Source organism: Microbacterium sp. 05T445 (assembly GCF_056395865.1).
On the sequence record NZ_JBFTKJ010000002.1, the window covers coordinates 1362888 to 1389735 of the forward strand.

General features: G+C 70.6%; 27 protein-coding genes and 1 tRNA gene. 22 read left to right on the plus strand and 6 right to left on the minus strand.

The annotated features are described in order from the left end of the window. The first annotated feature begins 267 nt into the window (after positions 1-267). Genes ileS through ndk form a run of 4 tightly spaced genes read left to right on the plus strand, consistent with a single transcriptional unit; the run spans position 268 to position 5839 of the window. Positions 268-3651 carry an isoleucine--tRNA ligase gene (gene ileS, locus AC1DDU_RS15920; protein ID WP_477435768.1) on the plus strand — a complete coding sequence of 1128 codons (3384 nt, stop codon included), beginning with the start codon at positions 268-270 and terminating at the stop codon, positions 3649-3651. Continuing rightward, on the plus strand, positions 3648-5006 hold the full coding sequence (locus AC1DDU_RS15925) for a bifunctional folylpolyglutamate synthase/dihydrofolate synthase (protein ID WP_477435770.1): 1359 nt from the start codon (positions 3648-3650) through the stop codon (positions 5004-5006). Before ileS ends, AC1DDU_RS15925 begins: the two co-directional genes overlap by 4 nt. After that, positions 4994-5404, plus strand: coding sequence for a DUF4233 domain-containing protein (locus AC1DDU_RS15930; protein WP_477435772.1), 411 nt, complete (start codon positions 4994-4996; stop codon positions 5402-5404). The genes AC1DDU_RS15925 and AC1DDU_RS15930 overlap by 13 nt, the downstream gene beginning before the upstream one ends. Before the next feature lie 18 nt (positions 5405-5422). Beyond that, positions 5423-5839, plus strand: a complete 417-nt coding sequence (ndk, locus tag AC1DDU_RS15935) for a nucleoside-diphosphate kinase (protein ID WP_477435774.1) — start codon at positions 5423-5425, stop codon at positions 5837-5839. A gap of 60 nt (positions 5840-5899) precedes the next feature. Here ndk and AC1DDU_RS15940 read toward each other — a convergent pair whose 3' ends face one another. Further along, positions 5900-6523 carry a vitamin K epoxide reductase family protein gene (locus AC1DDU_RS15940; RefSeq protein WP_477435776.1) on the minus strand — a complete coding sequence of 208 codons (624 nt, stop codon included), beginning with the start codon at positions 6521-6523 and terminating at the stop codon, positions 5900-5902. 320 nt (positions 6524-6843) lie between these two features. On the opposite strand from AC1DDU_RS15940, the gene AC1DDU_RS15945 reads away from it, so the two are divergent. Beyond that, positions 6844-9294 carry an Rne/Rng family ribonuclease gene (locus AC1DDU_RS15945; RefSeq protein WP_477435778.1) on the plus strand — a complete coding sequence of 817 codons (2451 nt, stop codon included), beginning with the start codon at positions 6844-6846 and terminating at the stop codon, positions 9292-9294. A gap of 49 nt (positions 9295-9343) precedes the next feature. On the opposite strand, the gene AC1DDU_RS15950 is transcribed toward AC1DDU_RS15945, so the two are convergent. Further along, positions 9344-9610: a DUF4031 domain-containing protein gene (locus AC1DDU_RS15950; RefSeq protein ID WP_477435780.1), complete on the minus strand. Its 267-nt coding sequence runs from the start codon at positions 9608-9610 to the stop codon at positions 9344-9346. A 161-nt stretch (positions 9611-9771) separates the two neighbouring features. Here AC1DDU_RS15950 and rplU point away from each other — a divergent pair, with 161 nt between their 5' ends. The 17 genes from rplU to AC1DDU_RS16035 all read left to right on the plus strand — a co-directional run bounded on the left by rplU (position 9772) and on the right by AC1DDU_RS16035 (position 23442). Then, complete coding sequence (gene rplU / locus AC1DDU_RS15955) at positions 9772-10080, plus strand: 50S ribosomal protein L21 (RefSeq protein WP_109211193.1); 309 nt, start codon at positions 9772-9774, stop codon at positions 10078-10080. A gap of 18 nt (positions 10081-10098) precedes the next feature. After that, complete coding sequence (gene rpmA / locus AC1DDU_RS15960) at positions 10099-10356, plus strand: 50S ribosomal protein L27 (protein ID WP_045302739.1); 258 nt, start codon at positions 10099-10101, stop codon at positions 10354-10356. Positions 10357-10458: 102 nt separating this feature from the next. After that, positions 10459-11967 (plus strand): GTPase ObgE, encoded by a 1509-nt coding sequence (gene obgE / locus AC1DDU_RS15965; RefSeq protein WP_477435782.1) that lies wholly within the window; start codon positions 10459-10461, stop codon positions 11965-11967. Next, the gene (gene proB, locus AC1DDU_RS15970; RefSeq protein ID WP_477435784.1) at positions 11964-12803 is read left to right on the plus strand and encodes a glutamate 5-kinase; all 840 of its coding nucleotides are present in this window, start codon (positions 11964-11966) and stop codon (positions 12801-12803) included. The genes obgE and proB overlap by 4 nt, the downstream gene beginning before the upstream one ends. Beyond that, positions 12803-14062: a glutamate-5-semialdehyde dehydrogenase gene (locus AC1DDU_RS15975; RefSeq protein ID WP_477435786.1), complete on the plus strand. Its 1260-nt coding sequence runs from the start codon at positions 12803-12805 to the stop codon at positions 14060-14062. Before proB ends, AC1DDU_RS15975 begins: the two co-directional genes overlap by 1 nt. A gap of 54 nt (positions 14063-14116) precedes the next feature. Next, entirely contained in the window at positions 14117-14341 is a 225-nt protein-coding gene (locus AC1DDU_RS15980) for a hypothetical protein (RefSeq protein WP_477435788.1), read from the plus strand. A 9-nt stretch (positions 14342-14350) separates the two neighbouring features. Further along, complete coding sequence (gene nadD, locus AC1DDU_RS15985) at positions 14351-14947, plus strand: nicotinate-nucleotide adenylyltransferase (protein WP_477435790.1); 597 nt, start codon at positions 14351-14353, stop codon at positions 14945-14947. Beyond that, complete coding sequence (locus AC1DDU_RS15990) at positions 14944-16146, plus strand: hypothetical protein (RefSeq protein ID WP_477435792.1); 1203 nt, start codon at positions 14944-14946, stop codon at positions 16144-16146. The genes nadD and AC1DDU_RS15990 overlap by 4 nt, the downstream gene beginning before the upstream one ends. Further along, positions 16146-16526 (plus strand): ribosome silencing factor, encoded by a 381-nt coding sequence (gene rsfS, locus AC1DDU_RS15995; protein WP_477435794.1) that lies wholly within the window; start codon positions 16146-16148, stop codon positions 16524-16526. The genes AC1DDU_RS15990 and rsfS overlap by 1 nt, the downstream gene beginning before the upstream one ends. 71 nt (positions 16527-16597) lie before the next feature. Beyond that, a tRNA-Ala gene (locus AC1DDU_RS16000) sits at positions 16598-16670 on the plus strand. A gap of 137 nt (positions 16671-16807) precedes the next feature. Beyond that, positions 16808-17401 (plus strand): DUF2510 domain-containing protein, encoded by a 594-nt coding sequence (locus tag AC1DDU_RS16005; protein WP_477435795.1) that lies wholly within the window; start codon positions 16808-16810, stop codon positions 17399-17401. 120 nt (positions 17402-17521) lie between these two features. After that, positions 17522-17731, plus strand: a complete 210-nt coding sequence (locus AC1DDU_RS16010; RefSeq protein ID WP_477435797.1) for a hypothetical protein — start codon at positions 17522-17524, stop codon at positions 17729-17731. Positions 17732-17787: 56 nt separating this feature from the next. Further along, entirely contained in the window at positions 17788-18264 is a 477-nt protein-coding gene (locus AC1DDU_RS16015; protein ID WP_477435799.1) for a VOC family protein, read from the plus strand. Next, the gene (locus tag AC1DDU_RS16020) at positions 18261-19400 is read left to right on the plus strand and encodes a PQQ-dependent sugar dehydrogenase (RefSeq protein ID WP_477435801.1); all 1140 of its coding nucleotides are present in this window, start codon (positions 18261-18263) and stop codon (positions 19398-19400) included. Before AC1DDU_RS16015 ends, AC1DDU_RS16020 begins: the two co-directional genes overlap by 4 nt. A 43-nt stretch (positions 19401-19443) precedes the next feature. Continuing rightward, positions 19444-20529 carry a zinc-binding metallopeptidase family protein gene (locus AC1DDU_RS16025; RefSeq protein ID WP_477435803.1) on the plus strand — a complete coding sequence of 362 codons (1086 nt, stop codon included), beginning with the start codon at positions 19444-19446 and terminating at the stop codon, positions 20527-20529. Next, positions 20526-22205: an acyl-CoA dehydrogenase family protein gene (locus AC1DDU_RS16030; protein WP_477435804.1), complete on the plus strand. Its 1680-nt coding sequence runs from the start codon at positions 20526-20528 to the stop codon at positions 22203-22205. The genes AC1DDU_RS16025 and AC1DDU_RS16030 overlap by 4 nt, the downstream gene beginning before the upstream one ends. A gap of 28 nt (positions 22206-22233) precedes the next feature. Then, on the plus strand, positions 22234-23442 hold the full coding sequence (locus tag AC1DDU_RS16035; RefSeq protein WP_477435806.1) for a glycoside hydrolase family 3 N-terminal domain-containing protein: 1209 nt from the start codon (positions 22234-22236) through the stop codon (positions 23440-23442). Between the two features lies 1 nt (position 23443). Here AC1DDU_RS16035 and AC1DDU_RS16040 read toward each other — a convergent pair whose 3' ends face one another. Genes AC1DDU_RS16040 through AC1DDU_RS16055 form a run of 4 tightly spaced genes read right to left on the minus strand, consistent with a single transcriptional unit; the run spans position 23444 to position 26836 of the window. Next, entirely contained in the window at positions 23444-24316 is an 873-nt protein-coding gene (locus AC1DDU_RS16040; RefSeq protein ID WP_477435808.1) for a 3-methyladenine DNA glycosylase, read from the minus strand. A gap of 43 nt (positions 24317-24359) precedes the next feature. After that, the gene (locus AC1DDU_RS16045) at positions 24360-25073 is read right to left on the minus strand and encodes an SOS response-associated peptidase (protein WP_477435809.1); all 714 of its coding nucleotides are present in this window, start codon (positions 25071-25073) and stop codon (positions 24360-24362) included. Positions 25074-25101: 28 nt separating this feature from the next. Next, positions 25102-26154, minus strand: a complete 1053-nt coding sequence (locus AC1DDU_RS16050) for an App1 family protein (RefSeq protein WP_477435811.1) — start codon at positions 26152-26154, stop codon at positions 25102-25104. Positions 26155-26158: 4 nt separating this feature from the next. Continuing rightward, on the minus strand, positions 26159-26836 hold the full coding sequence (locus AC1DDU_RS16055) for a DedA family protein (protein ID WP_477435812.1): 678 nt from the start codon (positions 26834-26836) through the stop codon (positions 26159-26161). Positions 26837-26848: the final 12 nt, after the last annotated feature.

Consider the following 26848-nt stretch of genomic DNA (forward strand, 5'->3'; position numbering starts at 1 on the left):
CGAGAGCGCTGAGAGCGCTTCCATGCCGTGGTCCAGCCTACTCCCGGCCTGGCGGGTACAATCAAGCATCGACATCGATCCGGCCATCACCGGGGAGTCTTCGGAAGAACGCGAAGCCGGGCTTCGTCAGTAGAACCGAACGGGTCAGGCCCGTCACAGCCGCAGTGAGAGAGGGCGGATGCCTCGGCACCGTCAATGCAGGGTGGTACCGCGGTCCGCGAGGGTCGTCCCCGCAGGAAGCACACGAGCGAGCACCTGCGAGAGAAGATGACCTACCCCCGCCCCTCCGCCTTCGGGCCCGCGGCCGACGCCGCGCCGGCCTCCGTCGTTCCCAGCCCCCGCTTCCCCGACATCGAGCAGGAGACGCTCGCGTTCTGGGAGGCCGATCAGACCTTCCGTGCGTCCATCGCGCAGCGCGACGGCGCGGAGGAGTGGGTCTTCTACGACGGCCCGCCCTTCGCCAACGGCCTGCCGCACTACGGCCACCTCCTCACCGGCTACGCCAAGGACGTCTTCCCGCGCTTCCAGACGATGCGCGGCAAGAAGGTCGACCGCGTCTTCGGCTGGGACACGCACGGCCTCCCGGCCGAGCTCGAGGCCATGAAGCAGCTCGGCATCACGGAGAAGAGCGAGATCGAGGCGATGGGAATCGCCACGTTCAACGCGAAGTCCCGCGAGTCGGTGCTGGCGTACACGCACGAGTGGGAGGACTACGTCACCCGCCAGGCGCGCTGGGTCGACTTCGAGCGTGGCTACAAGACGCTGGACCTCACGTACATGGAGTCCGTGCTGTGGGCGTTCAAGACCATCTACGACAAGGGCCTCGCCTACGAGGGGCACCGCGTGCTGCCCTACTGCTGGCGCGACGAGACCCCGCTGTCGGCGCACGAGCTGCGCATGGACGACGACGTCTACAAGATGCGCCAGGACCCGTCGGTGACGATCACGTTCCCGCTCACCGGCGTCAAGGCCGAGGCCCTCGGCCTCACCGGCGTGCGCGCGCTCGCGTGGACGACGACGCCGTGGACCCTCCCGACGAACTTCGCGCTCGCCGTCGGTCCCGACATCCGCTATGTCGTCGTCCCGGGCGGCCCCAACGGCGCCGCCGACGTGCCCGCGGGCGATGATCCCGAAGGCGCCACCGCGCACCGCTACCTCCTCGCCGAGGAGCTGCTGGCCGGCTACGCCAAGGACCTCGGCTACGACTCGGCCGAGGCAGCTCGCGAGGCCGTCGACCAGACCGTGATCGGCGCCGAGCTCGAGGACGTCACGTACGACCGCCTGTTCGACTACTACGCGGACGCCGCGATCTGGAACACGCAGCGCGCGTGGCGCATCCTCGTCGACGACTACGTCACCACCGGTGACGGCACCGGCATCGTCCACCAGGCCCCGGCCTTCGGTGAGGACGACCAGCGGGTGACCGAGGCCGCCGGCATCCCGCTCATCATGAGCCTCGACGACGGCGGACGCTTCCTGTCGCAGGTGACGGATGTCGCCGGCGAGCTGTGGATGGATGCGAACCGTCCGCTCATCCGCCTGCTCAAGCAGGAAGGGCGTCTGCTGCGCGAGGCGAGCTACGAGCACTCCTACCCGCACTGCTGGCGCTGCCGGAACCCTCTCATCTACCGGGCCGTGTCGAGCTGGTTCGTGCGCGTCACCGAGATCAAGGACCGCATGCTCGCCGGCAACGAGCAGATCACGTGGGTCCCCGAGAACGTCAAGCACGGCCAGTTCGGCAAGTGGCTCGAGGGCGCGCGCGACTGGTCGATCAGCCGCAACCGCTACTGGGGCTCTCCGATCCCGGTGTGGAAGAGCGATGACCCGGAGCACCCGCGCGTCGACGTGTACGGGTCTCTCGAGGAGCTCGAACGCGACTTCGGGCGCCTGCCGCGCAACGCGGAGGGCGAGGTGGACCTGCACCGTCCGTACATCGACGACCTGACGCGCCCGAACCCCGACGACCCGACCGGCAAGAGCACGATGCGCCGCATCGAGGACGTCTTCGACGTCTGGTTCGACTCCGGCTCGATGCCGTACGCCCAGGTGCACTACCCGTTCGAGAACCAGCAGTGGTTCGACGAGCACTCGCCGGCGGACTTCATCGTCGAGTACATCGGGCAGACGCGCGGCTGGTTCTACGTCATGCACGTGCTGTCGACGGCGCTGTTCGACCGTCCCGCGTTCACGGGTGTCTCGTGCCACGGCATTGTGCTGGGCAGCGACGGCCTCAAGATGTCGAAGTCGCTGCGCAACTACCCGGACGTGAGCGAGGTGTTCGACCGCGACGGCTCCGACGCGATGCGCTGGTTCCTGATGTCGAGCTCCGTGCTGCGCGGCGGCAACCTCATCGTCACCGAGGAGGGCATCCGCGCGGGCGTGCGTGAGTTCCTGCTGCCGCTGTGGAACGCGTGGTACTTCTTCGCCACCTACGCCAACGCCGCCGGCGGGGCGGGCGGCGAGGGCTACCAGGCGTCCTGGCGCACCGACTCGACGGACGTGCTCGACCGCTACATCCTCGCGCTCACCGGCGACCTGGTACGCGAGGTCGCCGCCGACCTCGAGGTGCTCGACTCGACGCTCGCGGCGGCCAAGCTCCGCGATTTCGCCGAGGCGCTGACGAACTGGTACATCCGCCGCTCGCGCGACCGGTTCTGGGTGGGCGTCTCCGACGACCCGACCAGCCGCGAGGCGTTCGACACGCTGTACACGGTGCTCGAGACCCTCACGCGCGTCGCCGCGCCGCTGATCCCGCTGGTCTCCGAGAAGATCTGGCAAGGTCTCACCGGCGGACGCAGCGTCCACCTGCAGGACTGGCCGGATGCCGCCGCCTTCCCCGCCGCGGACGACATCCGCGACGCGATGGACGCGGTGCGCGAGGCGTCCAGCGTCGCCAACGCGCTGCGCAAGAAGGAGGGGCGCCGGGTGCGCCTGCCGCTTCCGACGCTCACCGTGGCGGTTCCGGATGCCGCCTCCCTCGCGCAGTTCGACGGGATCCTGCGCGACGAGCTCAACGTGAAGTCGGTCGAGCTCATCGAGCTCGGCGACGACGTGTCGGAGCGCTACGGCATCAGCAAGCGCCTCACCGTGAACGCGCGCGCGGCCGGACCCCGCCTGGGCAAGCAGGTGCAGCACGTGATCTCCGGTGCGAAGGCCGGGGTCTGGGAGGAGCGCGACGGCGTCGTGGTCGTCGACGGCATCGCCCTCGAACCGGGGGAGTACGACCTCACGCTCGAGGCCGGCGGCGTCGCCGACGGCACCGCGATCGCCCTGCTGTCGGGTGAGGGCTTCGTGCTGCTGGACACCACCACGACGCCCGAGCTGGAGGCCGAGGGCCTGGCGCGCGACGTGATCCGCGCCGTGCAGGACACCCGTAAGGCCGCCGGCTTCGACGTGAGCGACCGCATCCGCCTCGGACTGCTGTTCGACGACGCCGCCGACGGCGAGGCTGTCGTGGCGGGGTTCGATGCGGCCGACGTGGCGGGCGAGACGCTCGCCGTCGCCCACGCCGTGGGCACGCGGGCCGGGCAGCTGCTGGTGTCGGGCGACGGTGACACGCCCATCGAGTACGAGGCGGTGGTCGACGCCGGCACGTACGCCAACCGCGGCGCCTTCACCGTCTCGGTCGGCCGGACGGGGGCCTCGGCATGAGCGATCGCGATCGCCGGCGCGCCGACGCCGTCTACGAGGCGCTCCTCGAGCGTCAGGGCGAGCGCTGGGTGCAGCCGCGCGTCGAGCGCACGCGGCGTGTGCTCGAGCTGCTGGACGACCCGCAGAAGACCTACCGCGTCGTGCACGTCACCGGAACCAACGGCAAGACCTCGACCAGCCGCATGATCGAGAGCCTCGTTCGCGCGCACGGACTCCGCACCGGCCTGTTCACGAGCCCCCACCTGGAGCGGTTCACCGAGCGAATCATGGTCGACGGCGCGCCGATCGACGACGCCGCGATCGCCGACGCCTGGGACGAGATCGCGCCGTTCGTCGACCTGGTCGATGCCGAACTCGAAGCGCAGGCGGATGCACCGCTGACGTTCTTCGAACTGCTGACCGTGCTCGCGTTCGTCGCGTTCGCCGACGCGCCGATCGACGTGCTGGTGCTCGAGGTCGGCATGGGAGGGTCGTGGGACTCCACGAACACCGCCGACGGCGACGTCGCGGTCTTCGCGCCCATCGACCTCGATCACGCCGATCGGCTCGGCGACACCATCGCCGAGATCGCGACGGTCAAGGCGGGCATCATCAAGGACGGCGCGGCCGTCGTGTCGGCAAGACAGGATGCCGCGGCCGAGGCCGTGCTGCGTGCAGCCGCCGCCGCGCGCGGCGCGACGATCGCGTTCGAAGGGGCGGAGTTCGCGCTCGCGCAGCAGCGGCTCGCGGTCGGCGGTCAGCAGATCACCGTCCGCGGCCTCGCGGCCACGTACGACGACGAGTACCTGCCGCTGTACGGCGCCCACCAGGGCTTCAACGCCGCACTGGCGATCGCCGCGGTCGAGTCCCTCGTCGGCGGCGGGTCGCAGCCGATCGTCGGCGACGTCCTGGCCGAGGGCCTGGGCACCGTGACCTCGCCCGGACGCCTGCAGCTGGTCGGCGCGAGCCCGACCGTGCTGGTCGACGCCGCCCACAACCCGCACGGTGCGCGAGCGCTCGTGGCAGCGCTGCGCGAGACGTTCGACTTCGACGAGTGGGGCGTCGTGCTCGGGGTGCTCTCCGACAAGGATGCCGCCGGGATCGTCGCGGAGCTGGCACCGGTCGCCGCGCACGTCTTCGCGACCGCGCCCGACTCCGAGCGCGCCGAGGACGCCGACACCATCGCCGACCTCGCCGAGGCGCACGACCTTCGCGTCTCGGTGCACCGCGATCTGGCGGAGGCCGCCGAAGCGGCACGCACGTGGGCCGCGGCATCCGATCGACGCGCTGTCGTGATCGCGGGGTCCGTCGTGCTCGCCGGCGAGGCGCTGGCACTGGCGGCCGCCGAAGACTGGAAGAACGGATGGACCGCGTGAGCGCCGATCGTCAGCCCGAGCCCCGTCGCCCCCGTGGTGCGGCCGAGTCCCTGGCGACCATCGTGCTCGGGTTCGAGTCGATCGTCGTGTTCCTGGCCGGTCTCGTGGTCTACGGCCTCAGGGCGCTGCCGGCGCCGATCGAGCCGTGGTGGGGGATCGTGGCGGGCGTGGTCCTCGCCGTCCTGATGATTCTCACGACACGGGTCGTGCGGTACCGCTGGGGGATCGTCCTCGGGTGGGTCCTGCAGGCGATCCTGGCGCTGGGCGCTTTCCTGCTGCCGGCGCTTGCGGTCGTCGCGGTCATTTTCGGCGCCATGTACGGATATGCCACCATCAAGGGGGCCGCTCTGGATCGGCGCAATGCGCGTCTGGCAGCGAATCCGCCCGAACAAGCCTGACCCGAAACGGAGACTCGCATGCCCACCGAAGAGACCCTCGTCCTCGTCAAGCCCGACGGCGTCGCCCGTGGCCTCACCGGCGCGATCCTCGCCCGCATCGAGGCGAAGGGATACGCGCTGGTCGACATCCGGCTCGTCGAGCCCGACCGCGAGACCCTCGAGCGTCACTACGCCGAGCATGAGGGCAAGCCGTTCTACGAGCCGCTGCTCGAGTTCATGATGTCGGGGCCGTCGGTGGCGATCCGCCTCGCGGGCAACCGTGTGATCGAGGGCTTCCGCTCCCTCGCCGGCACCACCGACCCGACCACCGCCGCACCCGGCACGATCCGTGGCGACTACGGCCGCGACTGGGGCCTGAAGGTGCAGCAGAACCTGGTGCACGGCTCCGACAGCCTGGAGTCCGCCGCGCGCGAGCTCGAGATCTGGTTCGCCTGATCCTCCGCCGTCGCGGCCTCGGGGCGTGCCCCGGGGCCGCCGGCCGTGGTCCCCGCGGGATCAGCCGAACAGCGTCTGCCAGATGTTGACGATCGCGTTCATCTCGAACTGCGCGAGCAGCAGGATGATCGCGTAGCTGACGATCGCCGCCAGCGGCACCCACACCATCAGCCGGTCTGCGGCGTGACGCACCCGCTCGGACACCGGCACGATCCCGGCGCGCAGCATGTGGAGCGTCACCGCGTAGAAGGTCGGGATCGTCACGGACCACGTGACCATGCACCACGGGCACAGCGTGTGCAGGTTCGGCGCGTAGATGCTCTGGCTGATGAGCCAGATCACGAAGCCGAACGCGAATGCGATGCCCGCCCAGAAGCACCACCAGAACCAGCGGGCGAATCGCGCACCCGCCAGGATCGCCACGCCGACGACGATCGGCGCGACCCAGCCGGTGAGCCCGAGGATCGGGTTGGGGAAGCCGAACACGCTGCCCTGCCACGAATCGAGGTTCGCGGTGCACTGCACCAGCACGCTGAAATCGCACGACGCGATCGCGTCGGGGTTGGCGAGCGCGTGCAGCTTCTCCACCGTGAGGGAGAACGCCGCCCACCAGCCGATGACGCCGGCGATCACGAGCCAGATGGCCAGTCCGGTCGGGCGGGTGTGCGTCTGCTGCTCGGGCATGCCTCGGATTATGGCATCCGCGCGTGTGCGGATGCCGCACCGCATCGCCGTGCGAAAACCCCTGGCGCGCCGCGAATGGGCAATCCGGCGAGGGAAGTGCGATAATGGGGGTCGATGACGTGCGGCCGCGCCGTGGCGATCATCACCAGAAGACTTCAGGGCGACGAATGCCCTTGGCAGTGCGAACCTCCGCTTAGCGCCGGACCTCCACTGCAGACCGAGTGAGTTCGCGGCACCGCCCCGTCCAGAGGGCATGGGCGGCGCCGCACGAGATTTCGCCGGGCGACGCGCGGTGCCGCCCCGCTAGGAGTACGCCAGTGATGGCAGATGGAAACGATGAAGACTTCACCCCTCAGACCGAACCGGACGCGCCGCTGACCACAGCGGTCGACGACGAGGTTCCCGCGTCCGACGCGGGTGCTCCGGAAACGGACGAAGGGGCGGTCGAGACCTCCGCGCCGGCGGAGAAGACGAACGAGCCTGCCCAGGACGACAGCGACGCCCCCGCCGAAGACGCGGTGACCGACGTCGCCGCGCCGACGGACGAGGCGAGCGACGACGTCGCACCCGCGACGGAGGACTCCGCATCCGGGACGGACGCCACGGCCGAGGCCGACGCGCCCGCCGAGGCGGATCCGACCGACGACGCCGCTGCGGTCGCCGAGCCGACGGACGCGCCTGTCGCCGAGCCGGAGACGGCGGAAGACACCGCGCCCGGCGCGGACGGCCCCCTGACCGCGGTGAGCCTCGGGCTCCTGCCCGAGGTGTTCGTGTCGGCGGTGTCGACGGAGCTGCTCTTCTACGCGCCCGAGGTGATCGCGCTTCCCGCGCGCCCCGGCCGTCAGCCCGAACCCGAGCCGGAGGCGGCCATCCCCGCCACCGGCAGCACGTCGCGCCGCCGCAACCGCCGGCGCGGCGGCGAGGGCCGGGACGAGGCATCCGCTCCGTCCGAGCCGTCTCAGCCTCGCCAGCGCGCCGTGGAGCTCATCACCGAGCCGCAGCGCATCAAGGGCTCCACGCGCCTGGAGGCGAAGAAGCAGCGCCGCCGCGACGGCCGTGAGGCCGGACGCCGTCGTGCCGTCGTGACCGAGGCCGAGTTCCTCGCGCGCCGCGAGGCCGTCGACCGCGTCATGATCGTGCGCTCGCGCAACGGCCGCATCCAGATCGCGGTGCTCGAGGACAACGTGCTCGTCGAGCATTACGTCGCCCGCAGCCAGGACGCCTCGCTCATCGGCAACGTCTACCTCGGCCGCGTGCAGAACGTGCTGCCGAGCATGGAGGCCGCCTTCGTCGACATCGGTCGCGGACGCAACGCCGTGCTGTACTCCGGCGAGGTGGACTGGGACGCCGTCGAGACCGGCAACCAGCCGCGCCGCATCGAGCTCGCGCTCAAGTCCGGCGACCGCGTGCTCGTCCAGGTCACCAAGGACCCGGTCGGCCACAAGGGCGCGCGCCTGACGAGCCAGATCTCGCTGCCGGGCCGCTACCTCGTGTACGTGCCGGGCGGTGCCATGAACGGCATCTCGCGCAAGCTCCCCGACACCGAGCGTGCGCGCCTGAAGAAGATCCTCAAGGAGGTGCTGCCCGAGTCCTCGGGCGTCATCGTCCGCACCGCCGCCGAAGGTGCCACCGAGGACCAGCTCACCCGCGACGTGCAGCGTCTCACCAATCAGTGGGAGCACATCTCGAAGCAGGTCGAGTCGATCCAGGCGCCCGCGCTGCTGCACTCCGAGCCCGATCTGCTGGTCAAGATCGTCCGTGACGTCTTCAACGAGGACTTCTCGAAGATGCTCATCCAGGGCGACGACGCGCACCACACGATCTCGAAGTACCTCGAGTCGGTCGCGCCCGATCTCCTGGAGCGCGTCGAGCGCTTCGAGGGCGAGCACGACCCGTTCGACGAGTTCCGCGTCACCGAGCAGATCGAGAAGGCGCTGGACCGCAAGGTGTGGCTGCCCTCCGGCGGTTCGCTCGTGATCGACCGCACCGAGGCGATGACGGTCGTCGACGTCAACACCGGCAAGTTCGTCGGGTCGGGCGGCAACCTCGAAGAGACGGTCACGAAGAACAACCTCGAGGCCGCGGAGGAGATCGTCCGCCAGCTGCGGCTGCGCGACATCGGCGGGATCATCGTCGTCGACTTCATCGACATGGTGCTCGAGTCCAACCGCGACCTCGTGCTGCGCCGGCTCATCGAGTGCCTGAGCCGCGACCGCACCAAGCATCAGGTCGCCGAGGTCACCTCGCTCGGGCTCGTGCAGATGACGCGCAAGAAGCTGGGCCTCGGCCTGCTGGAGACCTTCAGCGAGCCGTGCGAGGTCTGCGCCGGGCGCGGGCTGATCGTGCACCACGATCCGGTCGTGAAGCACCGTGCTCCTGCCGCCGGCGCCCCGTCGACCGGTCGCCGCCAGCGCGGCGGTGCGGCGCCCGCCCCCGCCAACGGCGGCTCGAACGGCACCCACGTGATCACCGAGGGCGTGAAGTCGGCGCTCGCGCAGATCGCGGCATCCACGATCCACCACCACGAGGACGCGCCCGCCGCAGAGGCGTCACCGGTCGCTGAGCAGGCTCCCGCGGAGCGTCCCAAGAAGCCGCGCAAGAAGCGTCAGGACTCCGGGTCGAAGAAGCAGCCCAAGACCGAGAAGGACATGCTCCTGGACTCGGTGCTCAACGCGCTCCCCGAGCCGAAGGCTCCGGGACAGGGCCGCGCACGCCGTCGCGTGACGACGGCCGCGCTCACCGGGACTCCCGTACCGCCCACGGCGGACTGAGAGCGATCCGGGGTCGGTTCCGACCGGCCCCGGATGCCTCGTCGGTGTGTCAGCGGCGGTCTCGCCCTCGCACCCTCAGACCCGATGCGATGAGGCGGCGCACCAGCTCGCGACCGCTCACGTGCTGCGCACCGGCCGCGATCAGGCGCGCGTGCGCCTCCTCGGGGACGTCGTAGTGATCGAGGTCGAAGCCGCGCCGGGGGATCCCGTTCGCGGCGGCGAAGGCGTGGAGCTCCTCCAGGTCGGAGTCGGTCACCAGGTGTGCCCACAGGCGCCCGTGCGCCGGCCAGAGCGGATCGTCGATGAGGATCGCCACGTGCAGATCCTACGCACCCCGGACCGCGACACGGGCGCCCTGCTTTCGCGGACTGTTCCCGCATCTGATAAAGTGGACCCTTGGTGCGTCGAGAAATCCGCACCAGGTCTTTCATGACGTCCTGAGCGCGTGCGCGTGCTCCCAGAAGAAACAGGTGTGAAGTGGTTTACGCAGTTGTGCGCGCCGGTGGCCGGCAGGAGAAGGTCGAGGTCGGCACGATCGTCGTTCTCGACCGCCAGGCCGCGAAGGTCGGCGACAAGATCGAGCTCCCCGCGGTGCTTTTCGTCGACGGTGACACCGTCACGACCGACGCCGACAAGCTCGCGAAGGTCACCGTGACCGCCGAGGTCCTCGGCGAGGAGCGCGGCCCGAAGATCGTGATCCAGAAGTTCAAGAACAAGACCGGCTACAAGAAGCGCCAGGGGCACCGTCAGGACCTCACGCGCGTCAAGGTCACCGGCATCAAGTAAGCCACAGGAGACGCAGAGATGGCACACAAAAAGGGCGCAAGCTCCACCCGCAACGGTCGTGACTCCAACGCTCAGCGCCTCGGCGTGAAGCGCTTCGGCGGCCAGGCCGTCAACGCCGGCGAGATCCTCGTCCGCCAGCGTGGCACCCACTTCCACCCCGGCGCCAACGTCGGCCGCGGTGGCGACGACACCCTGTTCGCGCTGGCCGCGGGCTCGGTCGAGTTCGGCCAGAAGGGCGGCCGCAAGGTCGTCAACATCGTGGCGGTCGCTGAGTAATCCAGCGAGTCGCACAGACTTCCGGAAGGGGCGGGCTTCGGCCCGCCCCTTCCCTTTATCCCGATCCCGGCTCGCCCGGGATCAAGACCTGAGGGGGACCGCATGGTCACGTTCGTCGACCGGGTGACGCTTCACCTGCGGGCCGGCAAGGGCGGCAACGGCTGCGTGTCGGTCAAGCGCGAGAAGTTCAAGCCGCTCGCCGGCCCGGATGGCGGCAACGGCGGTCACGGCGGTGACGTCGTGCTCGTCGCCGACCCGCAGGTCACCACCCTGCTGTCGTACCACCACTCGCCGCACCGCTCCAGCGGCAACGGCGGGTTCGGCATGGGCGACCATCGCTCGGGCGCCGCGGGGGAGTCCCTCGAGCTGCCGGTGCCCGTCGGCACGGTGGTGAAGGATGCCGCCGGCGAGACGCTCGTCGACATGATCGAGCCGGGCATGCGCTTCGTCGCGGCCCCCGGTGGTCTCGGCGGTCTCGGCAACGCCGCCCTCGCGAACCCGAAGCGCAAGGCGCCGGGCTTCGCACTGCTGGGCACGCCCGGCTGGGAGGGCGATGTCTTCCTCGAGCTCAAGACGGTCGCGGACGTCGCGCTCGTCGGGTTCCCCTCGGCGGGCAAGTCGAGCCTCATCGCGGCCGTCTCCGCCGCGCGCCCGAAGATCGCCGACTATCCGTTCACCACGCTGCATCCGAACCTGGGCGTGGTGCAGGCGGGCGACCAGCGCTACACCGTCGCCGACGTCCCCGGTCTCATCGAGGGCGCCAGCGAGGGCAAGGGCCTCGGCCTGGAGTTCCTGCGTCACGTCGAGCGCTGCACGGCGCTCGTGCACGTGCTGGACTGCGCGACGCTCGAACCCGGACGCGACCCGCTGAGCGACCTCGACGTCATCCTGGCGGAGCTCGCGGCGTATCCGGTGCCCGAAGGGCAGACGCCGCTGCTCGAGCGTCCCCAGCTGGTGGCGCTCAACAAGGTCGACGTCCCGGAGGCGAAGGATCTCGCCGACCTCGTCCGCCCCGACCTCGAGGCGCGCGGCTTCCGCGTGTTCGAGATCTCCACGGTGAGCCATGAGGGTCTGCGTCAGCTGACGTTCGCGCTCGGCGACATCGTCGCCAAGCACCGTGCGGAGCTTGCGGCCACCCCCGTCCCGGAGCGGGTCGTGATCCGCCCCAGGGGCTCGCAGAAGGAGTTCACCGTGCGCGTCGAAGGCGGCACGTACGGCAACATCTACCGCATCCTCGGCGACAAGCCGCTCAAGTGGGTGCAGCAGACCGACTTCCAGAACGAGGAGGCCGTCGGCTACCTCGGCGATCGCCTCGAGAAGCTGGGGGTGGAGACCGAGCTGTTCCGCGCCGGTGCGACCCCCGGCGCCACCGTCGTGATCGGCGAGGGCGACGGCATCGTCTTCGACTGGGAGCCCTCGATCTCGTCCAACGCCGAGCTGATGGCGGCCCCGCGCGGCACCGACCCGCGCCTGCTGCGCGACACCCGCCGGACCACGTCGGAACGTCGCGAGAAGTACCACGACATGATGGATGCGAAGGCCGAGGCGCGCGCCGAGCTCGAGGCCGAGCGCATCGCCGAGCGCTACCGAAACGAGGAGGACGCCGAGTGAGCGCCCGCGAGCGCGGCGACCTCGTCGCCGCGCGCCGCGTCGTCGTCAAGGTCGGCTCCTCGTCCATCAGCGGGGAGAACGCCCAGAAGATCGCGCCGATCGTCGACGCCCTGGCGGCCGCACACGGCCGCGGCACCGAAGTGGTGCTGGTGTCCTCCGGCGCGATCGCGACCGGGATGCCGTACCTCCTGCTCGACGAGCGCCCCAGTGACCTCGCCACCCAGCAGGCGGCGGCGGCGGTGGGGCAGAACGTGCTCATCTACCGCTATCAGGACGCGCTGCGACCCTTCCGCATCGTCGCAGGGCAGGTGCTGCTCACCGCCGGCGACCTCGAGAACCCGATGCACCGGTCGAACGCCCGCCGGGCCATGGAGCGGCTGCTGGGTCTGCGGATCCTCCCCATCGTCAACGAGAACGACACCGTCGCGACGCACGAGATCCGCTTCGGCGACAATGACCGGCTGGCCGCGCTCGTCGCGCAGCTGATCGGCGCGGACGCCCTGGTGCTGCTCAGCGACATCGAGTGCCTGTACACGCGTCCGCCGCACGAGCCGGGCGCGCAGCCGATCCGGCACGTCAGCTACGGGGACGACCTCCATGGCTTCGAGTTCGGCTCGGTGGTCGTCAACAGCGTCGGCACCGGGGGAGCGGCCACCAAAGTTTCGGCCGCGCGGCTGGCCGCGGCATCCGGTATCGGGGTCCTCGTCACCAGCGCCGACCTCGTCGGCGAGGCGCTGACGGGCGACGACATCGGCACCTGGTTCCAGCCGAACCCCGAGCCCGCGGCGCCCGTCGCGACAGGTCCCGTGCGTACGGCGGTCGATACACTGGGCTGATGACCACCATCGCCACCACGGCACGCGAACGGATGCTGCTGGCCAAGGACGCCGCACGCAGCATCGGCCTGCTGGGCGATGAGTCCAAGCGCGAGGCGCTCCTGGCGATCGCCGACGCGATCGAGGCTGCGACGCCCGCGATCGTGGCGGCCAACGCCGAGGATCTGCAGCGGGGCAGCGACAGCGGACTGTCGACCGCGTTGCAGGACCGCCTGCGGCTGGACGAGCCCCGCGTGGCGGCCCTGGCCGCGGCGGTGCGGGAGATCGCGGCGCTTCCCGACCCGGTGGGGCGCGTGCTCGACGAGCGCACGCTCGCGAACGGCGTCTCGCTGACCAAGGTCGCGGTGCCCTTCGGCGTGGTGGGCTCGATCTACGAGGCACGGCCGAACGTCACCGTCGATATCGCGGCCCTCGCGCTGCGCTCGGGGAACGCGGTCGTGCTGCGCGGCGGAACGGCGGCAGAGCGCACCAACGCGGCACTCGTGCGCGCGATGCGCGACGCGCTGGCCGAGCGGGGGATCGACCCCGAGGCGATCCAGACCGTCGACGAGTTCGGACGCGAGGGTGCCCGCGACCTGATGCACGCCCGCGGGATCGTCGACGTGCTCGTGCCGCGGGGGAGCGCCCAGCTGATCGAGACGGTGGTCACCGAGTCGTCGGTGCCGGTGATCGAGACCGGTGCGGGCGTCGTCCACATCGTCCTGGACGAGACCGCGCCGCTGGACTGGTCGCGCGACATCGTCGTCAACGCCAAGACGCAGCGTCCCAGCGTGTGCAACGCCGTCGAGACCGTGCTGGTGCATCGCGGCGCCGCCGATCGCCTGGTCGGTCCTGTCGTAACGGCGCTCCAGGATGCCGGGGTCACCGTCCACGGCGACGACACCGTCGCCCGGCTGGCCGCCGGCGTCACGCCCGCGACCGACGAGGACTGGGCGACCGAGTACCTCAGCCTCGACCTGTCGATGCGCGTCGTCGACGACCTCGACGAGGCGCTCGCCCACATCCGTCGCTACTCGACCCATCACACCGAGTCGATCATCACGCAGGACGCCGCCAACGAGGCCCGCTTCCTCGCCGAGGTGGACTCCGCCGTCGTGATGGCGAACACGTCCACCCGTTTCACCGACGGCGGCGAGTTCGGCTTCGGCGCCGAGGTCGGCATCTCCACGCAGAAGCTCCACGCGCGGGGGCCGATGGGACTCGCCGAGCTCACCAGTTCGAAATGGCTGGCGCGGGGTGCCGGGCAGGTGCGCGCGTAACGGAATAGACTGTTCGAGTCCGCGCCTCCAGAGGCGAACCCGAACGGAGCCCGAATGACACTCGCCACGATCATCGCCCTCGCCGCAGAGCAGTCCGAGCACAGCGGCAACGTCGCTCTCGAGACGGTCGGGTTCGGCATCACCGCGATCGTGGTCTTCGGCGCGCTCGCGCTCGTGACCCTGTCGTACCGCAACGTGGCCAACCGCCACTCGCGCAAGGCCGAGGCGTACGCGAAGGCTCACGCCAACGATGTCCAGCGAGCGGGGCACGGTCACTGAGGCGGCTTCATGCCGGTGACGACAGCCCCGAGGATCGGGGTCATGGGCGGCACGTTCGACCCGATCCACCACGGTCACCTGGTCGCAGCCAGCGAGGTGGCGCAGTGGTTCGATCTCGATGAGGTCGTCTTCGTGCCCACGGGCGAACCGTGGCAGAAGGCTGACGTGTCGCCGAGCGAACATCGCTATCTCATGACCGTCATCGCGACGGCATCCAATCCCCGCTTCACGGTCAGCCGCGTCGACATCGACCGTCAGGGACCCACATACACCATCGACACGCTCCGCGATCTGAAGGCCCAGCGCCCGGACGCGGAGCTGTTCTTCATCACGGGCGCAGACGCCATAGCGCAAATTCTCAGTTGGAGAGACCATGATGAGTTGTGGGACCTCGCCCACTTCGTCGCGGTGTCCAGACCCGGCCACGTGCTGAACACGGACGGTCTGCCCAGCGACGACGTCAGCCAGCTCGAGATCCCCGCCCTCGCCATCTCATCGACGGACTGCCGCGATCGAGTGGAACGAGGACACCCGGTGTGGTACCTCGTGCCCGACGGGGTTGTCCAATACATTGCGAAGCATCATCTCTACCGGAGCAAGGAATGAGTACACCCGAGCAGCCGGCGACACCAGCCCTCACCCGTAAGCAGATCCGCGAACTGCGCAACACGGGCTCCACGCCCGTGATCGCCGGAGCGACGGACGCCGCCGAGGCGCCCGCCGAGACGGCTGCGCCCGAGACCGCGGCGCCGTACGTCGCGCCGCCGCCGGTCGTCCCGGCGGCCGACGCCGTCACGGCCGCACCGTTCCCGCGTCCCGCTGAGCCCGCCGTCATCGCGCCGGCGCCTGTCGCCGATTCCGCCGTCGACCTCGGCGTCTCGCCGCTGACGCGCCGTCAGGCCCGCCAGCAGGAGCGCATCCGCACCGCCTCGGTGCCGGTGATCACGCCCGAGGTCGTCGCCGCGCACGCGGCCGCCACCGGAGCCGTGGCATCCGGATTCGCGTTCGCGCCCGCCCCTGCGCCCGCCGCGCCTCAGCCTTCGCCCTTCGAGGAGTCCGAGCCCCGCCTGTTCGCAACGGCGGATGACGACGGGGCCGTCTCGACCGACAGCGGCATGCACGCGCTGTTCGGCCTGCCCCGCGAGGCGGCGCCGGAGGAGCAGGCGCCTGCGCCGAGCTGGGAGCAGCCCGCGACCGTTGCGGCGCCGGTGTTCGCCCCCGAGTCCCGCGAAGCCGACGAGGATTCGCTCGACGACGTGTTCGCCGCGGCGCCCCCCGCCGGGGAGCCCGTCGAGGCGAAGTCGGTGAGCCCGCTCCTCGGCGCGAGCCTGCTGGACGCGCCGGAGGCTGTCGTCGAGCCCGCCGTCGTCGAGGCCCCGCCGTCGTTCGACCAGCTCCTCTCCCGTACGACGGGCGCGATCGCGCTCCCGAACGCGCTGATCGTGTCGCAGGCGCCCGAAGTGGCGCCGCTGGTGGCCCCGGTCACCGCGACCGGCGAGGTCATCGTCACCGGCACGTTCAACCTGCCCGAGGGGCTGGGATCGACCGGTCACGCCAAGGGCACCGCCGACGGCAAGGAGATCGACGCGACGCTCGTCGACGGCGAACTCCCGTCGCACTCGTCCCCGACGCCCATCGCGGCCAGCGCCGCGGTGAGCACCGTCAAGACTCCGGGCGACGTCATCAAGCCCCCGGCGCCCGAGAAGGGCGGCAAGCTGATGATGTCGCTGGCGATCACCGCCGGCGTGCTGGCGCTGGCCCTCGTGGGCGTCCTGATCCTCGCCTTCGTGACGGGAGTTTTCTGATGACCGCGAGTGCGCAGTCGCACGACATGCTGCAGATCGCCGCTGCCGCGGCGGACGCGAAGGGCGGCGAGGATCTCGTCGCCCTCGACGTGTCGGGGCCGCTTCCCCTCGTCGACGTCTTCCTGCTCGTCACCGGGCGCAGCGAGCGCAACGTTGCCGCCATCGCCGACGAGGTCGAGGACAAGCTCCTCGAGGCCGGCTTCAAGCGCCTTCGCCGCGAGGGCCGCGAGGAGTCGCGCTGGGTGCTGATCGACTTCGGCGACCTCGTCGTGCACGTGTTCCACGAGCAGGAGCGGGTGTACTACGGGCTCGAGCGGCTGTGGAAGGACTGCCCTGTGGTCCCGATCACCCTGCCCGCTCGAGCGGCTGTCGAGGAGTGACGTTGGTACGGAGCACCCCTCGGAATGTTGTAAGCTAGACGAGTTGCCCCGCGAGAGCGGGAACAACATCCGGGCCTGTGGCGCAGCTGGTAGCGCACCTGCATGGCATGCAGGGGGTCAGGGGTTCGAGTCCCCTCAGGTCCACCGGAAAGCCCCCGATTCTTCGGGGGCTTTTGCCGTTCCTGACCCTTCCGGGGGAGTCTCCGCTCCGGTCGACCGTCTTTCCACAGGCGAGGCGGGCTCATCGTCGGGATGGGTGCTGTACGCCCTATGTTGGGGCGATGAGTCAGGTTCCTGCCGGCTGGTATCCGGATCCGCACAACGCGTTGATGCACCGTTTCTGGGACGGCCGGACGTGGACCGCCGCGACGACGCCGAGCCAGGCGTCCGCGCCGGCCGGCGCGGACGGGAACACCGGCTGGATCTGGCTGATCGTGCTCCTGCCGATCTTGCCGACTCTGCTGATGCTCTTCATTCCTTGGGAGGCGATGTACGCGGGTGCCTATTCGGTGACCGACCCGCGCGCGATCGCGAACGCGCAGATGGCGATGCTCCTGTCGCCTGCGTACGTGCTCAGCTCGCTCCTGGGCTGGGTCGGGTTCGGACTGTCGGTCTTCTTCGCCTACCGCGACTACCGCGAGCTCCAGGCGCGGCAGATCCCCAGACCCGTGCACTGGGCATGGTCGTTCCTCGGCTCGGTGTACCCGATCGCACGATCGGTCGTCGTCAAGCGCCGCATCGGCCGCGGGCTGGCGCCGCTGTGGGTCAGCGTCGGGGTGCTCGTGTTCGGCTTCATCGTCGCCGGCGTCATCAGCGCCCGGATGATGGCAGGCATGTCCGTGCTCTTCTTGAACACGTTGGCGCTGACGGTCTGAGCGGCAGCTGTTCAGGCAGGACGTACCGGTCCCGCCCCCGCCCTATGCTGATCGGCGGTGCACCGTGCGCCATCGAACGGGAAGTGAGACGTGATGCAGAGGACACGACGGAAGCTGGGTATGACCGTGGCAGGTTTCGCGCTGGCCGCAGGTGCCGTGTTCGGAGTCAGCGCGCCGGCCACGGCGTTGATTCCCGGATGGTCGTCCTGGCCCGCCGTCGGGCTCGACGCCTGCCTCTACTGGAAGGGGCAGAAGATGAAGCAGGGGTACCTCACCACGGCGTGCGTGCCGGTGAACAGCACGTACTACAGCTTCCAGTACCATCGCTGATCCAGGACACCGTCAACCCATTGCGCCAGCGAGGTGCGGGGGAGAAGGTGGGAGCCATGAGCGACGTGACCCCCTTCCTCTGGTTCGACGACGCGGCCGAGGAGGCCGTCACGTTCTACACCGGCCTCATTCCCGGCTCGGAGATCATCGAGCTGAGCCGCTACCCCGACGAGGTGCCCGGCATGGGCGGCAAGGTCATGCACGTGCACTTCCGGCTGGCAGGACGTGACTACATGGGCATGGACGCGGGTCCCCAGTTCCCGTTCACCGAAGCCGTCTCGCTGTACGTGGCGTGCAGCGATCAGGCGGAGGTCGACCGCTACTGGGACGCCCTCACGGCTGACGGCGGACAGGAGCAGCCCTGCGGCTGGCTCAAGGACCGGTGGGGACTGTCGTGGCAGATCATCCCGCGGCGCCTGGTCGAGCTCATCCGTCACCCCGACCCGGTGATCTCCCATCGCGCGGTGCAGGCGATGCTCCGCATGCGCCGCATCGACCTCGCGGCGCTGGAAGCGGCGGTGGCTGACGGATGACGCGACACGCCCGGTCGGTGGCGGTCGGATGCCTCATCCTGGCGCTGGCCGCGGCATCCGGGTGCGCCGCATCGGCGCCGGAGCCCGCACCCTCGCGCGTGACACCCACGCTCGGCCGGAGCACGCCGACGGCGGAGGGGGTCTCGTGGCGCGTCGGCACGGACGTGGGAACGCTGGCGTCGGATCTCGCCGCACCGTGGTCGGTGGTGCCGCTCGACGACGGCGGAGCCCTCATCTCTGAGCGCGGCGACGGGACGGTGCTCGAGCTCACGCCAGGCGGCGGCATCCGCCATGCCGGCACCGTGCCGGGGGTGGTCTCGGGAGGGGAGTCCGGCCTGCACGGGCTCGCCGTGCTCGGAACCGGTGAGGAACGCCTGCTCTACGCCTACTTCGGGGCGGCCGATGACAACCGGGTGGTGCGGATGCCGCTGCGCGGCGACAGCGGGAGCCTGGAGCTGGGCGCACCCGAGGTGATCCTCGACGGCATCCCGCGCGCGAACACCCACGATGGCGGCCGCCTCGCGTTCGGGCCGGACGGCTACCTCTACGTGACGACGGGCGACGCCCAGAGCGGCGACGCCGCGCAGGACCGCGACTCCTTGGGCGGCAAGATCCTGCGGATCACCCCCGAGGGCGATCCGGCTCCGGGCAACCCGTGGGGAACGCGCGTGTGGTCGATGGGCCACCGCAACGTGCAGGGGATCGCCTGGACCGTGGACGGGACGATGTGGGCCAGCGAGTTCGGCCAGAACACCTGGGATGAGCTGAACCGCATCGAACCGGGCGGCAACTACGGGTGGCCGGTCGTCGAAGGGACGGCGGGGCGCGAGGGGTTCATCGATCCCGTCGCCCAATGGCCCACCAGCGACGCCAGCCCGAGCGGCATCGCGGCGTACGGCGACACCGTGTTCATGGCGGGGCTGCGCGGCGAGCGGCTCTGGCAGATCGACACGCGCGACGGCGGCATCGTGGGGACGCCGGTGGCCGCTCTGGCGGGCGAGCACGGGCGACTGCGGGACGTCGTGGCGCTGCCCGACGCGTCGGTATGGGTGCTCACCAACAACACCGACGGCCGAGGCACACCGCGGCCCGGCGACGACCTGCTGCTGCGGATCGGGTTGGTACCTGGCCCATGACATGTCGCGGTCGACCCGCGTGTGGGCACGCTACGGTGAGAGCGTGAGCACGCAGCCCCGCTGTCCGCATTGTCGTCACTTCGTCTATCTCGACACCCTGCGGTGTCCGAACTGCGAGGCCGAGATCGGCTACCACCTTCCGACGCGGGAGTTCCACGGCATCCGCAACGGTCAGGCGGTGGTCGACGGGGAGATCTGGTACACCTGCTCGAACCGCGAATGGGCGTGCAACTGGCTGGTGTGGGAGAACGCGCCCGCCGGTCGCTGCTTCTCGTGCCGGCTGACCCGCCGTCAGCCGGCGTCCAACGACACCGTCGCGCTCGAGAAGCTGGCCAAGACGGAGGAGGCCAAGCGCCGGCTCCTCCTGCAGCTGGCGGATCTGGGTCTCCCGATCGTCGGGTGGGACGTGGAGAAGGGCGGCCTCGGGTTCGACCTCATCTCGAGCCTGTCCGACGGCAAGCCGGTGACCATCGGCCACGCGAACGGCATCATCACGATCGACCTCGCCGAGAGCCTCGACGACCGCCGCGAGGCGCTGCGCGTGCGGCTGGGCGAGCCCTATCGCACGATCCTCGGTCACCTGCGACACGAGGTCGGCCACTACTTCCAGAACGTGCTGCTGACCGACGACGCACTGTGGGACCGCTGCCGAGAGCTGTTCGGCGATGAGCGCGCCGGCTACCGCGACGCGCTGAAGCGCCACTACAAGCTCGGCGCCCCCGCAGACTGGCATGAGTCGTTCATCTCCGAGTACGCCACGATGCACCCGTGGGAGGACTTCGCCGAGACCTTCGCCCATTACCTCCACATCACCGGGACGCTGCAGACCGCCGCGGTCATCGGCATCCACCTGGACGCCTCCGTCACGAACCTGCGCGACACGGACGTCGTCCCGCTCGCGTCGTACGAGAACGAGCCCATCCAGCGACTGCTCGCCGATTGGGAGTGGATGTCGCAGGCGTTCAACCGGATCAACCGCTCGATGGGGTTCGGCGACCTGTACCCGTTCACGATCGTGGCTCCGGTGCGGCACAAGCTGGCGTTCGTCCATGAGATCGTGACCCGCGCCCCGCTGAGCCCGGGGGAGCAGTACGCCCTCGCGACGGCCGGCGAGACGGAACGGTCATGACGACGTTCGCGCGAGGGCAGCGGGTGATCGGCGCAGCCACGCACTACGTCGAGAACCAGCCGCCGTGGCGCGTCGACGTCGACGAGTACGCGCTCAACGCGCCGCTCATGGACGCCGTGCAGGCGTTCGGTGCGGGGTGGGCAGACGGCGGCCTTCACGAGGCGGGTGCGGTCGTCGGCTCGAGCGCGTTCCAGCGCGATGCGGAGCTGGCCAACGTCCACACCCCGACGCTGCAGGCCCACGATCGTTGGGGATTCCGGCTCGACGAGGTGGAGTACGACCCGTCGTACCACCGCATCATCGGCGAGGCCGTCGCACGCGGGGCCCACACCTCGGCGTGGGCGGATCCGCGTCCGGGCGCGCACGCCGCGCGCGCGGCCATGTTCATGCTCTTCGCGCAGGTCGAACCGGGGCACGCGTGTCCCGTGTCGATGACCCACGCCGCCGTGGCGTCGATCCAGGACTCGCCGTGGGTCGCCGACGACTGGCTGCCGCGGATGCACTCGCGTGAGTACGACCCGCGCCTGATCGTCGTGGGCGGAAAGCGCAGCGCGCTCGTGGGCATGGCGATGACGGAGAAGCAGGGCGGATCCGATGTGCGCGCGGGCACGACAGTCGGCGAGGCGATGGGCGGCCACGCCTACCAGCTCACCGGGCACAAGTGGTTCTGCTCCGCTCCGATGTCGGACGGCTTCCTGGTGCTCGCGCACACCCGCGACGGCGGCCGCGACCAGGGTCTGACCTGCCTGTTCGTACCGCGGATGCTGCCGCATGACATGCGCAACGCGTTCCGCATCCAGCGGCTGAAGGACAAGCTCGGCAACCGTTCGAACGCGTCCGCCGAGGTCGAGTTCGACGGCACCGTCGGGTTCCTGGTCGGCGAGCCGGGGCGTGGCGTGCGGACGATCATCGAGATGGTGCAGCGCACGCGCCTCGACTGCGTGCTGGGAACGGCCGCCGGGATGCGCCAGTCGCTGGCCGAGGCGCTCTGGCATGCGCGCGGCAGGGAGGCCTTCGGAGCGCTCCTGATCGATCAGCCCGCGATGACGGCGGTGCTCGCCGACCTCGCACTGGAGTACGAGGCCGCGATGCTGACGGGCATGCGCCTCGCGCAGCTGTTCGAGGCAGAGGCATCCGATCGCGACATCGCGCTGCGCCGCCTCGCGACCCCGGTGTCGAAGTACTGGGTCTGCAAGCGCGGGCCCCACCACGCGTACGAGGCGCTCGAGTGCCTGGGTGGCAACGGCTACACCGAGTCCTTCCCGCTGGCGCGCCGGTACCGCGAGCAGCCGGTGATGGCGATCTGGGAGGGGTCGGGCAACGTGATCGCGCTCGACGTGCTGCGCGCGCTCAGTCGTGACAGGGAGTCGGGCGACGCCTTCGCCGACGAGCTCGCCACAACCGCGGGGGCGTCGGCGGTCCTCGACCGGCACGTCGGCCGGACGCTCGCACTGCTGGGACGCATGACCGCCGCCGACCCCGCGGATGCCGCCTCCCAAGCGCGTCGGCTGAGCGAAGACCTCGCTCTCGCGCTGCAGGCATCGCTCATGCTGCGTCACGCGCCCGCCCGCGACGCCGACACCTTCATCGCGGCACGCATGGGGGAGGACCGCGGCGCGCAGTACGGCGTGCTGCCGTCGGCGACGGACGCCGCGGCCATCGTCGCCCGGCACTGAGGCCCGTCACCGCGCCTACGCTGGGAGGGTGAGAACCCGGCCGCGCACCCGTTCGCTCTTCGCGGTCATCGCCGTCGCGGCGGTGGCGTGCGTCGCGTGCGCCCCCACTCCCGCCGCACGACCATCCGTCTCCCCGTCGCCGGTCGCATCGGTGACACCGCGTCCTTCGCCGTCGGCCGACGCGCTCACCGCCGCGGAAGCGGCAGTGGCCGCGATGACGGTGCGTGAGCGGGCGGCGAGCGTGGTCATGGGCCACGTGCCGACGACGGATGCCGCCGCACTGCGGGACTACATGGCATCCACCGGGATCGGCGGGTTCATCCTCATGGGTGCGAACATCCCGGGGGACGAGGGGCAGCTGCGGGCCATCACCGACGCGCTGACGGTCGATCCGGCGAACCCGCCGCTGATCGCGATCGACCAGGAGGGCGGTGACGTGTCGCGGCTGCCCTGGGACGGGTTCCCGGCGCCGTACGCCTTGCAGCAGGCCGACTCCGCCGCGGTGGAGGCCGCGTTCGCGGGGCGCGGCGCGCTGGTGCGCCAGGCGGGTGCGAACGTCAACTTCGGCATCGTTGCCGACGTCACGGCCGACCCGTCGTCGTTCATCCACCGCCGTGTCCTCGGCGCGACGCCGGACGTCGCCGCCGACCACGTGGCCGCGGCCGTGCACGGTGAGCAGGGCGACGTGTTCTCTACGCTCAAGCACTTCCCCGGGCACGGCGCAGCGGCGGGCGACTCGCACTCGTCGATCCCGTCGACGCCGATGACCCTCGATCAATGGCGCGCCGCTGATGCCCGCCCCTTCGCCGCCGGCATCGCCGCGGGCGCCCCGATCCTCATGTTCGGCCACCTGGCCTACACGGCGGTCGATCCGGCGCCTGCGAGCCTGTCACCGGAATGGCACCGCATCGCCCGCGACGAGCTCGGCTTCGACGGTGTCGCGATCACCGACGACCTCGGCATGCTGCTGGACTCGGGGCTGCCGCAGTACGCCGATCCCGTCGCGAACGCGGTGGCCTCGCTCGCCGCGGGCAACGACATGGCGCTGATGGTCGCCCACTCGACCCCCGACACGGCCACGGCCATGGTCGACGGGATCGTGGCCGCCGTCGAGTCCGGCGCGCTCCCGGCCGAGCGACTCGAGGACGCGGCGGTGCACGTGGCGGAGCTGCGGCAGGCGGTCGCGGCCGCGGGGGACGGCCCGCTGCCGTGCGTCACCTGCGAGCACGACCGCTGAGTCAGTCCAGCGCGATCGCGACCAGTCGTCCGCGGATCGCCTGTCCGCGCTCGGCGAATCCGCGCTGCTCGCGGACGTACGCCGCCTTGCCCTCCGGCGTCTCGATCGGGACGGCGTCGTACCCCCAGTCCGCGAGGTCGTACGGCGATGCGCGCATGTCGAGCACGCGGATGTCGCGCGCCAGCTCGAAGGCGTCCAGCAGCAGCTCGCCCGGCACCAGCGGCCCGAGCTTGACCGCCCACTTGTAGAGGTCCATGCCGGCGTGCAGGCAGCCCGGCTGCTCCAGTTCGGGCTGGCGTTCGCGCGTCGGGGTGTCGCGGTTGAGCGGCACCGCAGCGGGGGTGAAGAAGCGGAACGCGTCGAAGTGCGTGCAGCGGAGGTCATGCGCCTCGACGACGGCGTCGGTCGCGCTCTGCCCGAGGCGGAGGGGGACCGGATGCCGGTGCTCCGGCTGCCGGTACACCATCGCCCACTCGTGCAGCCCGAAGCAGCCGAAACCCGGCGCCCGATCGGCGGTCGCCCGGAGGATCCGTCCGACGTTGGCCACCAGCGCGCCCCGCTCGGCGCGGAACGCTTCGCCGTCGACGGCCAGGGCGCCCGGAGCCGCGCCGGGACGGTACCACCGCCACGCGGCACGGGCGTCCTCTGCGGCATCCGCCAACTCCACGCCCTCTCCGGGATGCCAGCGGTGCAGCAGCGACGGCTTGTAGGAGTAGTACGTGAACAGGAAGTCCTCGACGGGGTGGGTCTCGCCCCGCGCGGAACGCTCCCGATGGGCGCGTGTCAGCGACTGGGCCCGCTCCTCGTGCGCCGCCGCGCGCGAACGCCACTGACGGCCGGCGAGCACCGGAGCCGCGGGAGGAGCGATCGTCACCGTTCGAGGATACGCGCGCGGTGCGCCGCCGACCGGGTCCGCGTCAGTCGTGGACGGGCTCGATGAGCTCGGGCGAGTCGTTGCGGACATTGCCCACGGCCGTGGACACCTCGTGGTCGTCCAGCGTGTCGGCGAGGGCCGGGGCAGCATCGATCGCGGCGTCGAGCACGTCTCGGACGTTATCGGTCGTCGGGTCGAGCCACGCGTCGGCGTGGTCGGGGTCGAGGAACAGCGGCATGCGGTCGTGGATCGAGCCGAGGTGACCGATCGCGTCGCGCGTGAGGATCGTGAAGCTCAGCAGCCAGCGCTCGGGGTAGTCGTCGCCCTTGGTCTTGTCGCGCCACCACTCGTAGAGCCCGGCGAGGAACAGCGGCTCGCCGTCGGCGGGGTGGATGTAGTGCGGGATCTTGACGCCGTCGACGTTCTTCCACTCGTAGTAGCCGGATGTCGGGACCACCGCGCGCCGCTTCTCGAGCGCGCCGCGGAACATCGGCTTGTCTTCGAGCTCCTCGGCCCGCGCGTTGAATGCACGGGCGCCGATCTTGGTGTCCTTCGCCCAGGACGGGATGAGTCCCCAACGGGCGGCCTCGAGCCGGCGGGTGGGAGGCTCGGTCTTGGCCGAGTCGAGCACGATCGCGGCGCGCGCGGTCGGCGCCACGTTGAAGGAGGGGGCCGGCAGATCGTCGCCCTCGACGTCGACCCGCAGCACGCCGACGAGCTCGGAACCGGCACTGGCCACCACGAAGCGTCCGCACATGCGGCCAGCCTACGCGCGGCCTCCGACGTCAGACGGCGGCGGGACCGTGTCCCAGGACGCCGACGCCTTCGAGGCGGTCGAGCAGGCCCGCGCCGTCGCTGTCCGCCACCCACGGCACCCCGGCGGCGGCGTGGTGGTTGACCGCCGTGCGACCGCCGGCGAGCACGGCCTCCGCGGGGGAGAGCCGCCGGATCGCGACCGCCACGACCTTCGAGGGATGCTCGTCGGTGAACGTCGTGTAGATCGCGTCGTCGTGCTGGCCGTCGTCGCCGATCAGGAGCCAGCGCACGTGCGGGAACTCCTCGGCGAGGCGACGGAGGTTCGAGAGCTTGTGCGCCCTGCCGCTGCGGAACCAGCGGTCGTGGGTGGGGCCCCAGTCGGTGAGGAGCATCGCACCCGGCGGGAACACGTGACGGCTCAGGAACCGCATGAGCGTGGGGGCGATGTTCCACGCGCCGGTGGACAGGTAGATCAGCGGCGCGCCGGGGTTCTCCCGCACCACGCGCTCCATGAGCACCGCCATCCCCGGCACGGGCTGGCGGGCGTGCTCGTTCACGACGAACGAGTTCCAGGCGGCCAGCAGCGGGCGCGGGATGGCCGTCACCATGACCGTGTCATCGACGTCCGACACGATCCCGAACCGGACGTCGGGGGCGACGATGAACGCCCGGGTCTCGACGGGCTCGCCGCCCTCGACCGTCACCGTGAACGTCTGCCATCCGGGTTCGAGGCTCGCGGGCAGGCGCGTGTCGATGACACCGCCGCGATCGGCCACGACCTCATGGTCGACGCCGGCGATCGTGACGGTCACCTGCGCGTAGCCGATCGGCACCGCCACGAAGCTGCGCCACCCGCGCACGCCGGCGTATTCGCCGGTTCCCCGGGGCTTCGCGGGCGGCACGATCATCACCCGGCCGAGCACGCGCACCCAGTCCGGTCCGCCGTAACCGGGGAAGGGCGTCACCGTGGGGGACTGCCCCCGTCGCCGGGCCCGTCGCTCGCGCCACGCGTGGAACCGGTATTCCAGACGCGCGAGCCACATCACCTTGGCGCGCGCAGGCTGGACGTCGGTCTCGGGCATCCCCTCAGTCTTTCACGTCCGTCGTGTGGACTTCGTCCGGGCCGTCGTGCTCCAGGTGCCGGCGCTCCACGCGCTCGAGGACCTTCTTGGCGACGAAGACGAGCACCAGGAACAGCACGATCACGCCGACGAAGATGTAGCCGGCGTAATGGAGCTGATCGGAGAGTTCGCGGTAGGTCCCCGCGGCGACCGAGGCCACCGAGATGTAGAGGGTCGACCAGAGCACGCAGGCGGGGATCGTCCAGGCGAGGAAGCGTCGATACGGGAAGCCGCTCATGCCGACCGTCAGCGGTACCAGCGAGTGGAGCACCGGCAGGAACCGCGAGATGAAGATCGCCGGACCGCCGCGTCGGCGGAGGTAGCGCTCGGACCGCTGCCAGTTCTCCTCGCCGATGCGCCGGCCCAGACGCGAGTGGCGGATGCTCGGGCCGATCAGCCGGCCGAGCCAGAAGCCGATGCTCTCGCCGATGAGGGCGCCGATCACGACGGCGACCCCCAGCATCACGCCCTCCCAGGGCGAGGCCACCGCCGTCGCGGCGACGATGACGACGGTGTCGCCGGGGACGACGAGTCCGACGAGCACGCTGGTCTCCAGCATGATCGCCAGGCCCGCGAGGAGGGTCCTGACGACCGGATCGACGCTCTGCACAGCGTCGAGCAGCCACGTCAGGAACTCGTTCACGCCACGAGCCTA

Excerpts from the sequence above, each read along its gene's own strand:
- ileS (WP_477435768.1), top strand. The coding sequence starts at position 268 with ATGACCTACCCCCGCCCCTCCGCCTTCGGGCCCGCGGCCGACGCCGCG.
- AC1DDU_RS15925 (WP_477435770.1), top strand. The coding sequence starts at position 3,648 with ATGAGCGATCGCGATCGCCGGCGCGCCGACGCCGTCTACGAGGCGCTC.
- AC1DDU_RS15930 (WP_477435772.1), top strand. The coding sequence starts at position 4,994 with ATGGACCGCGTGAGCGCCGATCGTCAGCCCGAGCCCCGTCGCCCCCGT.
- ndk (WP_477435774.1), top strand. The coding sequence starts at position 5,423 with ATGCCCACCGAAGAGACCCTCGTCCTCGTCAAGCCCGACGGCGTCGCC.
- AC1DDU_RS15940 (WP_477435776.1), bottom strand. The coding sequence starts at position 6,523 with ATGCCCGAGCAGCAGACGCACACCCGCCCGACCGGACTGGCCATCTGG.
- AC1DDU_RS15945 (WP_477435778.1), top strand. The coding sequence starts at position 6,844 with ATGGCAGATGGAAACGATGAAGACTTCACCCCTCAGACCGAACCGGAC.
- rpmA (WP_045302739.1), top strand. The coding sequence starts at position 10,099 with ATGGCACACAAAAAGGGCGCAAGCTCCACCCGCAACGGTCGTGACTCC.
- obgE (WP_477435782.1), top strand. The coding sequence starts at position 10,459 with ATGGTCACGTTCGTCGACCGGGTGACGCTTCACCTGCGGGCCGGCAAG.
- AC1DDU_RS15975 (WP_477435786.1), top strand. The coding sequence starts at position 12,803 with ATGACCACCATCGCCACCACGGCACGCGAACGGATGCTGCTGGCCAAG.
- AC1DDU_RS15980 (WP_477435788.1), top strand. The coding sequence starts at position 14,117 with ATGACACTCGCCACGATCATCGCCCTCGCCGCAGAGCAGTCCGAGCAC.
- nadD (WP_477435790.1), top strand. The coding sequence starts at position 14,351 with ATGCCGGTGACGACAGCCCCGAGGATCGGGGTCATGGGCGGCACGTTC.
- AC1DDU_RS15990 (WP_477435792.1), top strand. The coding sequence starts at position 14,944 with ATGAGTACACCCGAGCAGCCGGCGACACCAGCCCTCACCCGTAAGCAG.
- rsfS (WP_477435794.1), top strand. The coding sequence starts at position 16,146 with ATGACCGCGAGTGCGCAGTCGCACGACATGCTGCAGATCGCCGCTGCC.
- AC1DDU_RS16005 (WP_477435795.1), top strand. The coding sequence starts at position 16,808 with ATGAGTCAGGTTCCTGCCGGCTGGTATCCGGATCCGCACAACGCGTTG.
- AC1DDU_RS16010 (WP_477435797.1), top strand. The coding sequence starts at position 17,522 with ATGACCGTGGCAGGTTTCGCGCTGGCCGCAGGTGCCGTGTTCGGAGTC.
- AC1DDU_RS16015 (WP_477435799.1), top strand. The coding sequence starts at position 17,788 with ATGAGCGACGTGACCCCCTTCCTCTGGTTCGACGACGCGGCCGAGGAG.
- AC1DDU_RS16020 (WP_477435801.1), top strand. The coding sequence starts at position 18,261 with ATGACGCGACACGCCCGGTCGGTGGCGGTCGGATGCCTCATCCTGGCG.
- AC1DDU_RS16030 (WP_477435804.1), top strand. The coding sequence starts at position 20,526 with ATGACGACGTTCGCGCGAGGGCAGCGGGTGATCGGCGCAGCCACGCAC.
- AC1DDU_RS16045 (WP_477435809.1), bottom strand. The coding sequence starts at position 25,073 with ATGTGCGGACGCTTCGTGGTGGCCAGTGCCGGTTCCGAGCTCGTCGGC.
- AC1DDU_RS16050 (WP_477435811.1), bottom strand. The coding sequence starts at position 26,154 with ATGCCCGAGACCGACGTCCAGCCTGCGCGCGCCAAGGTGATGTGGCTC.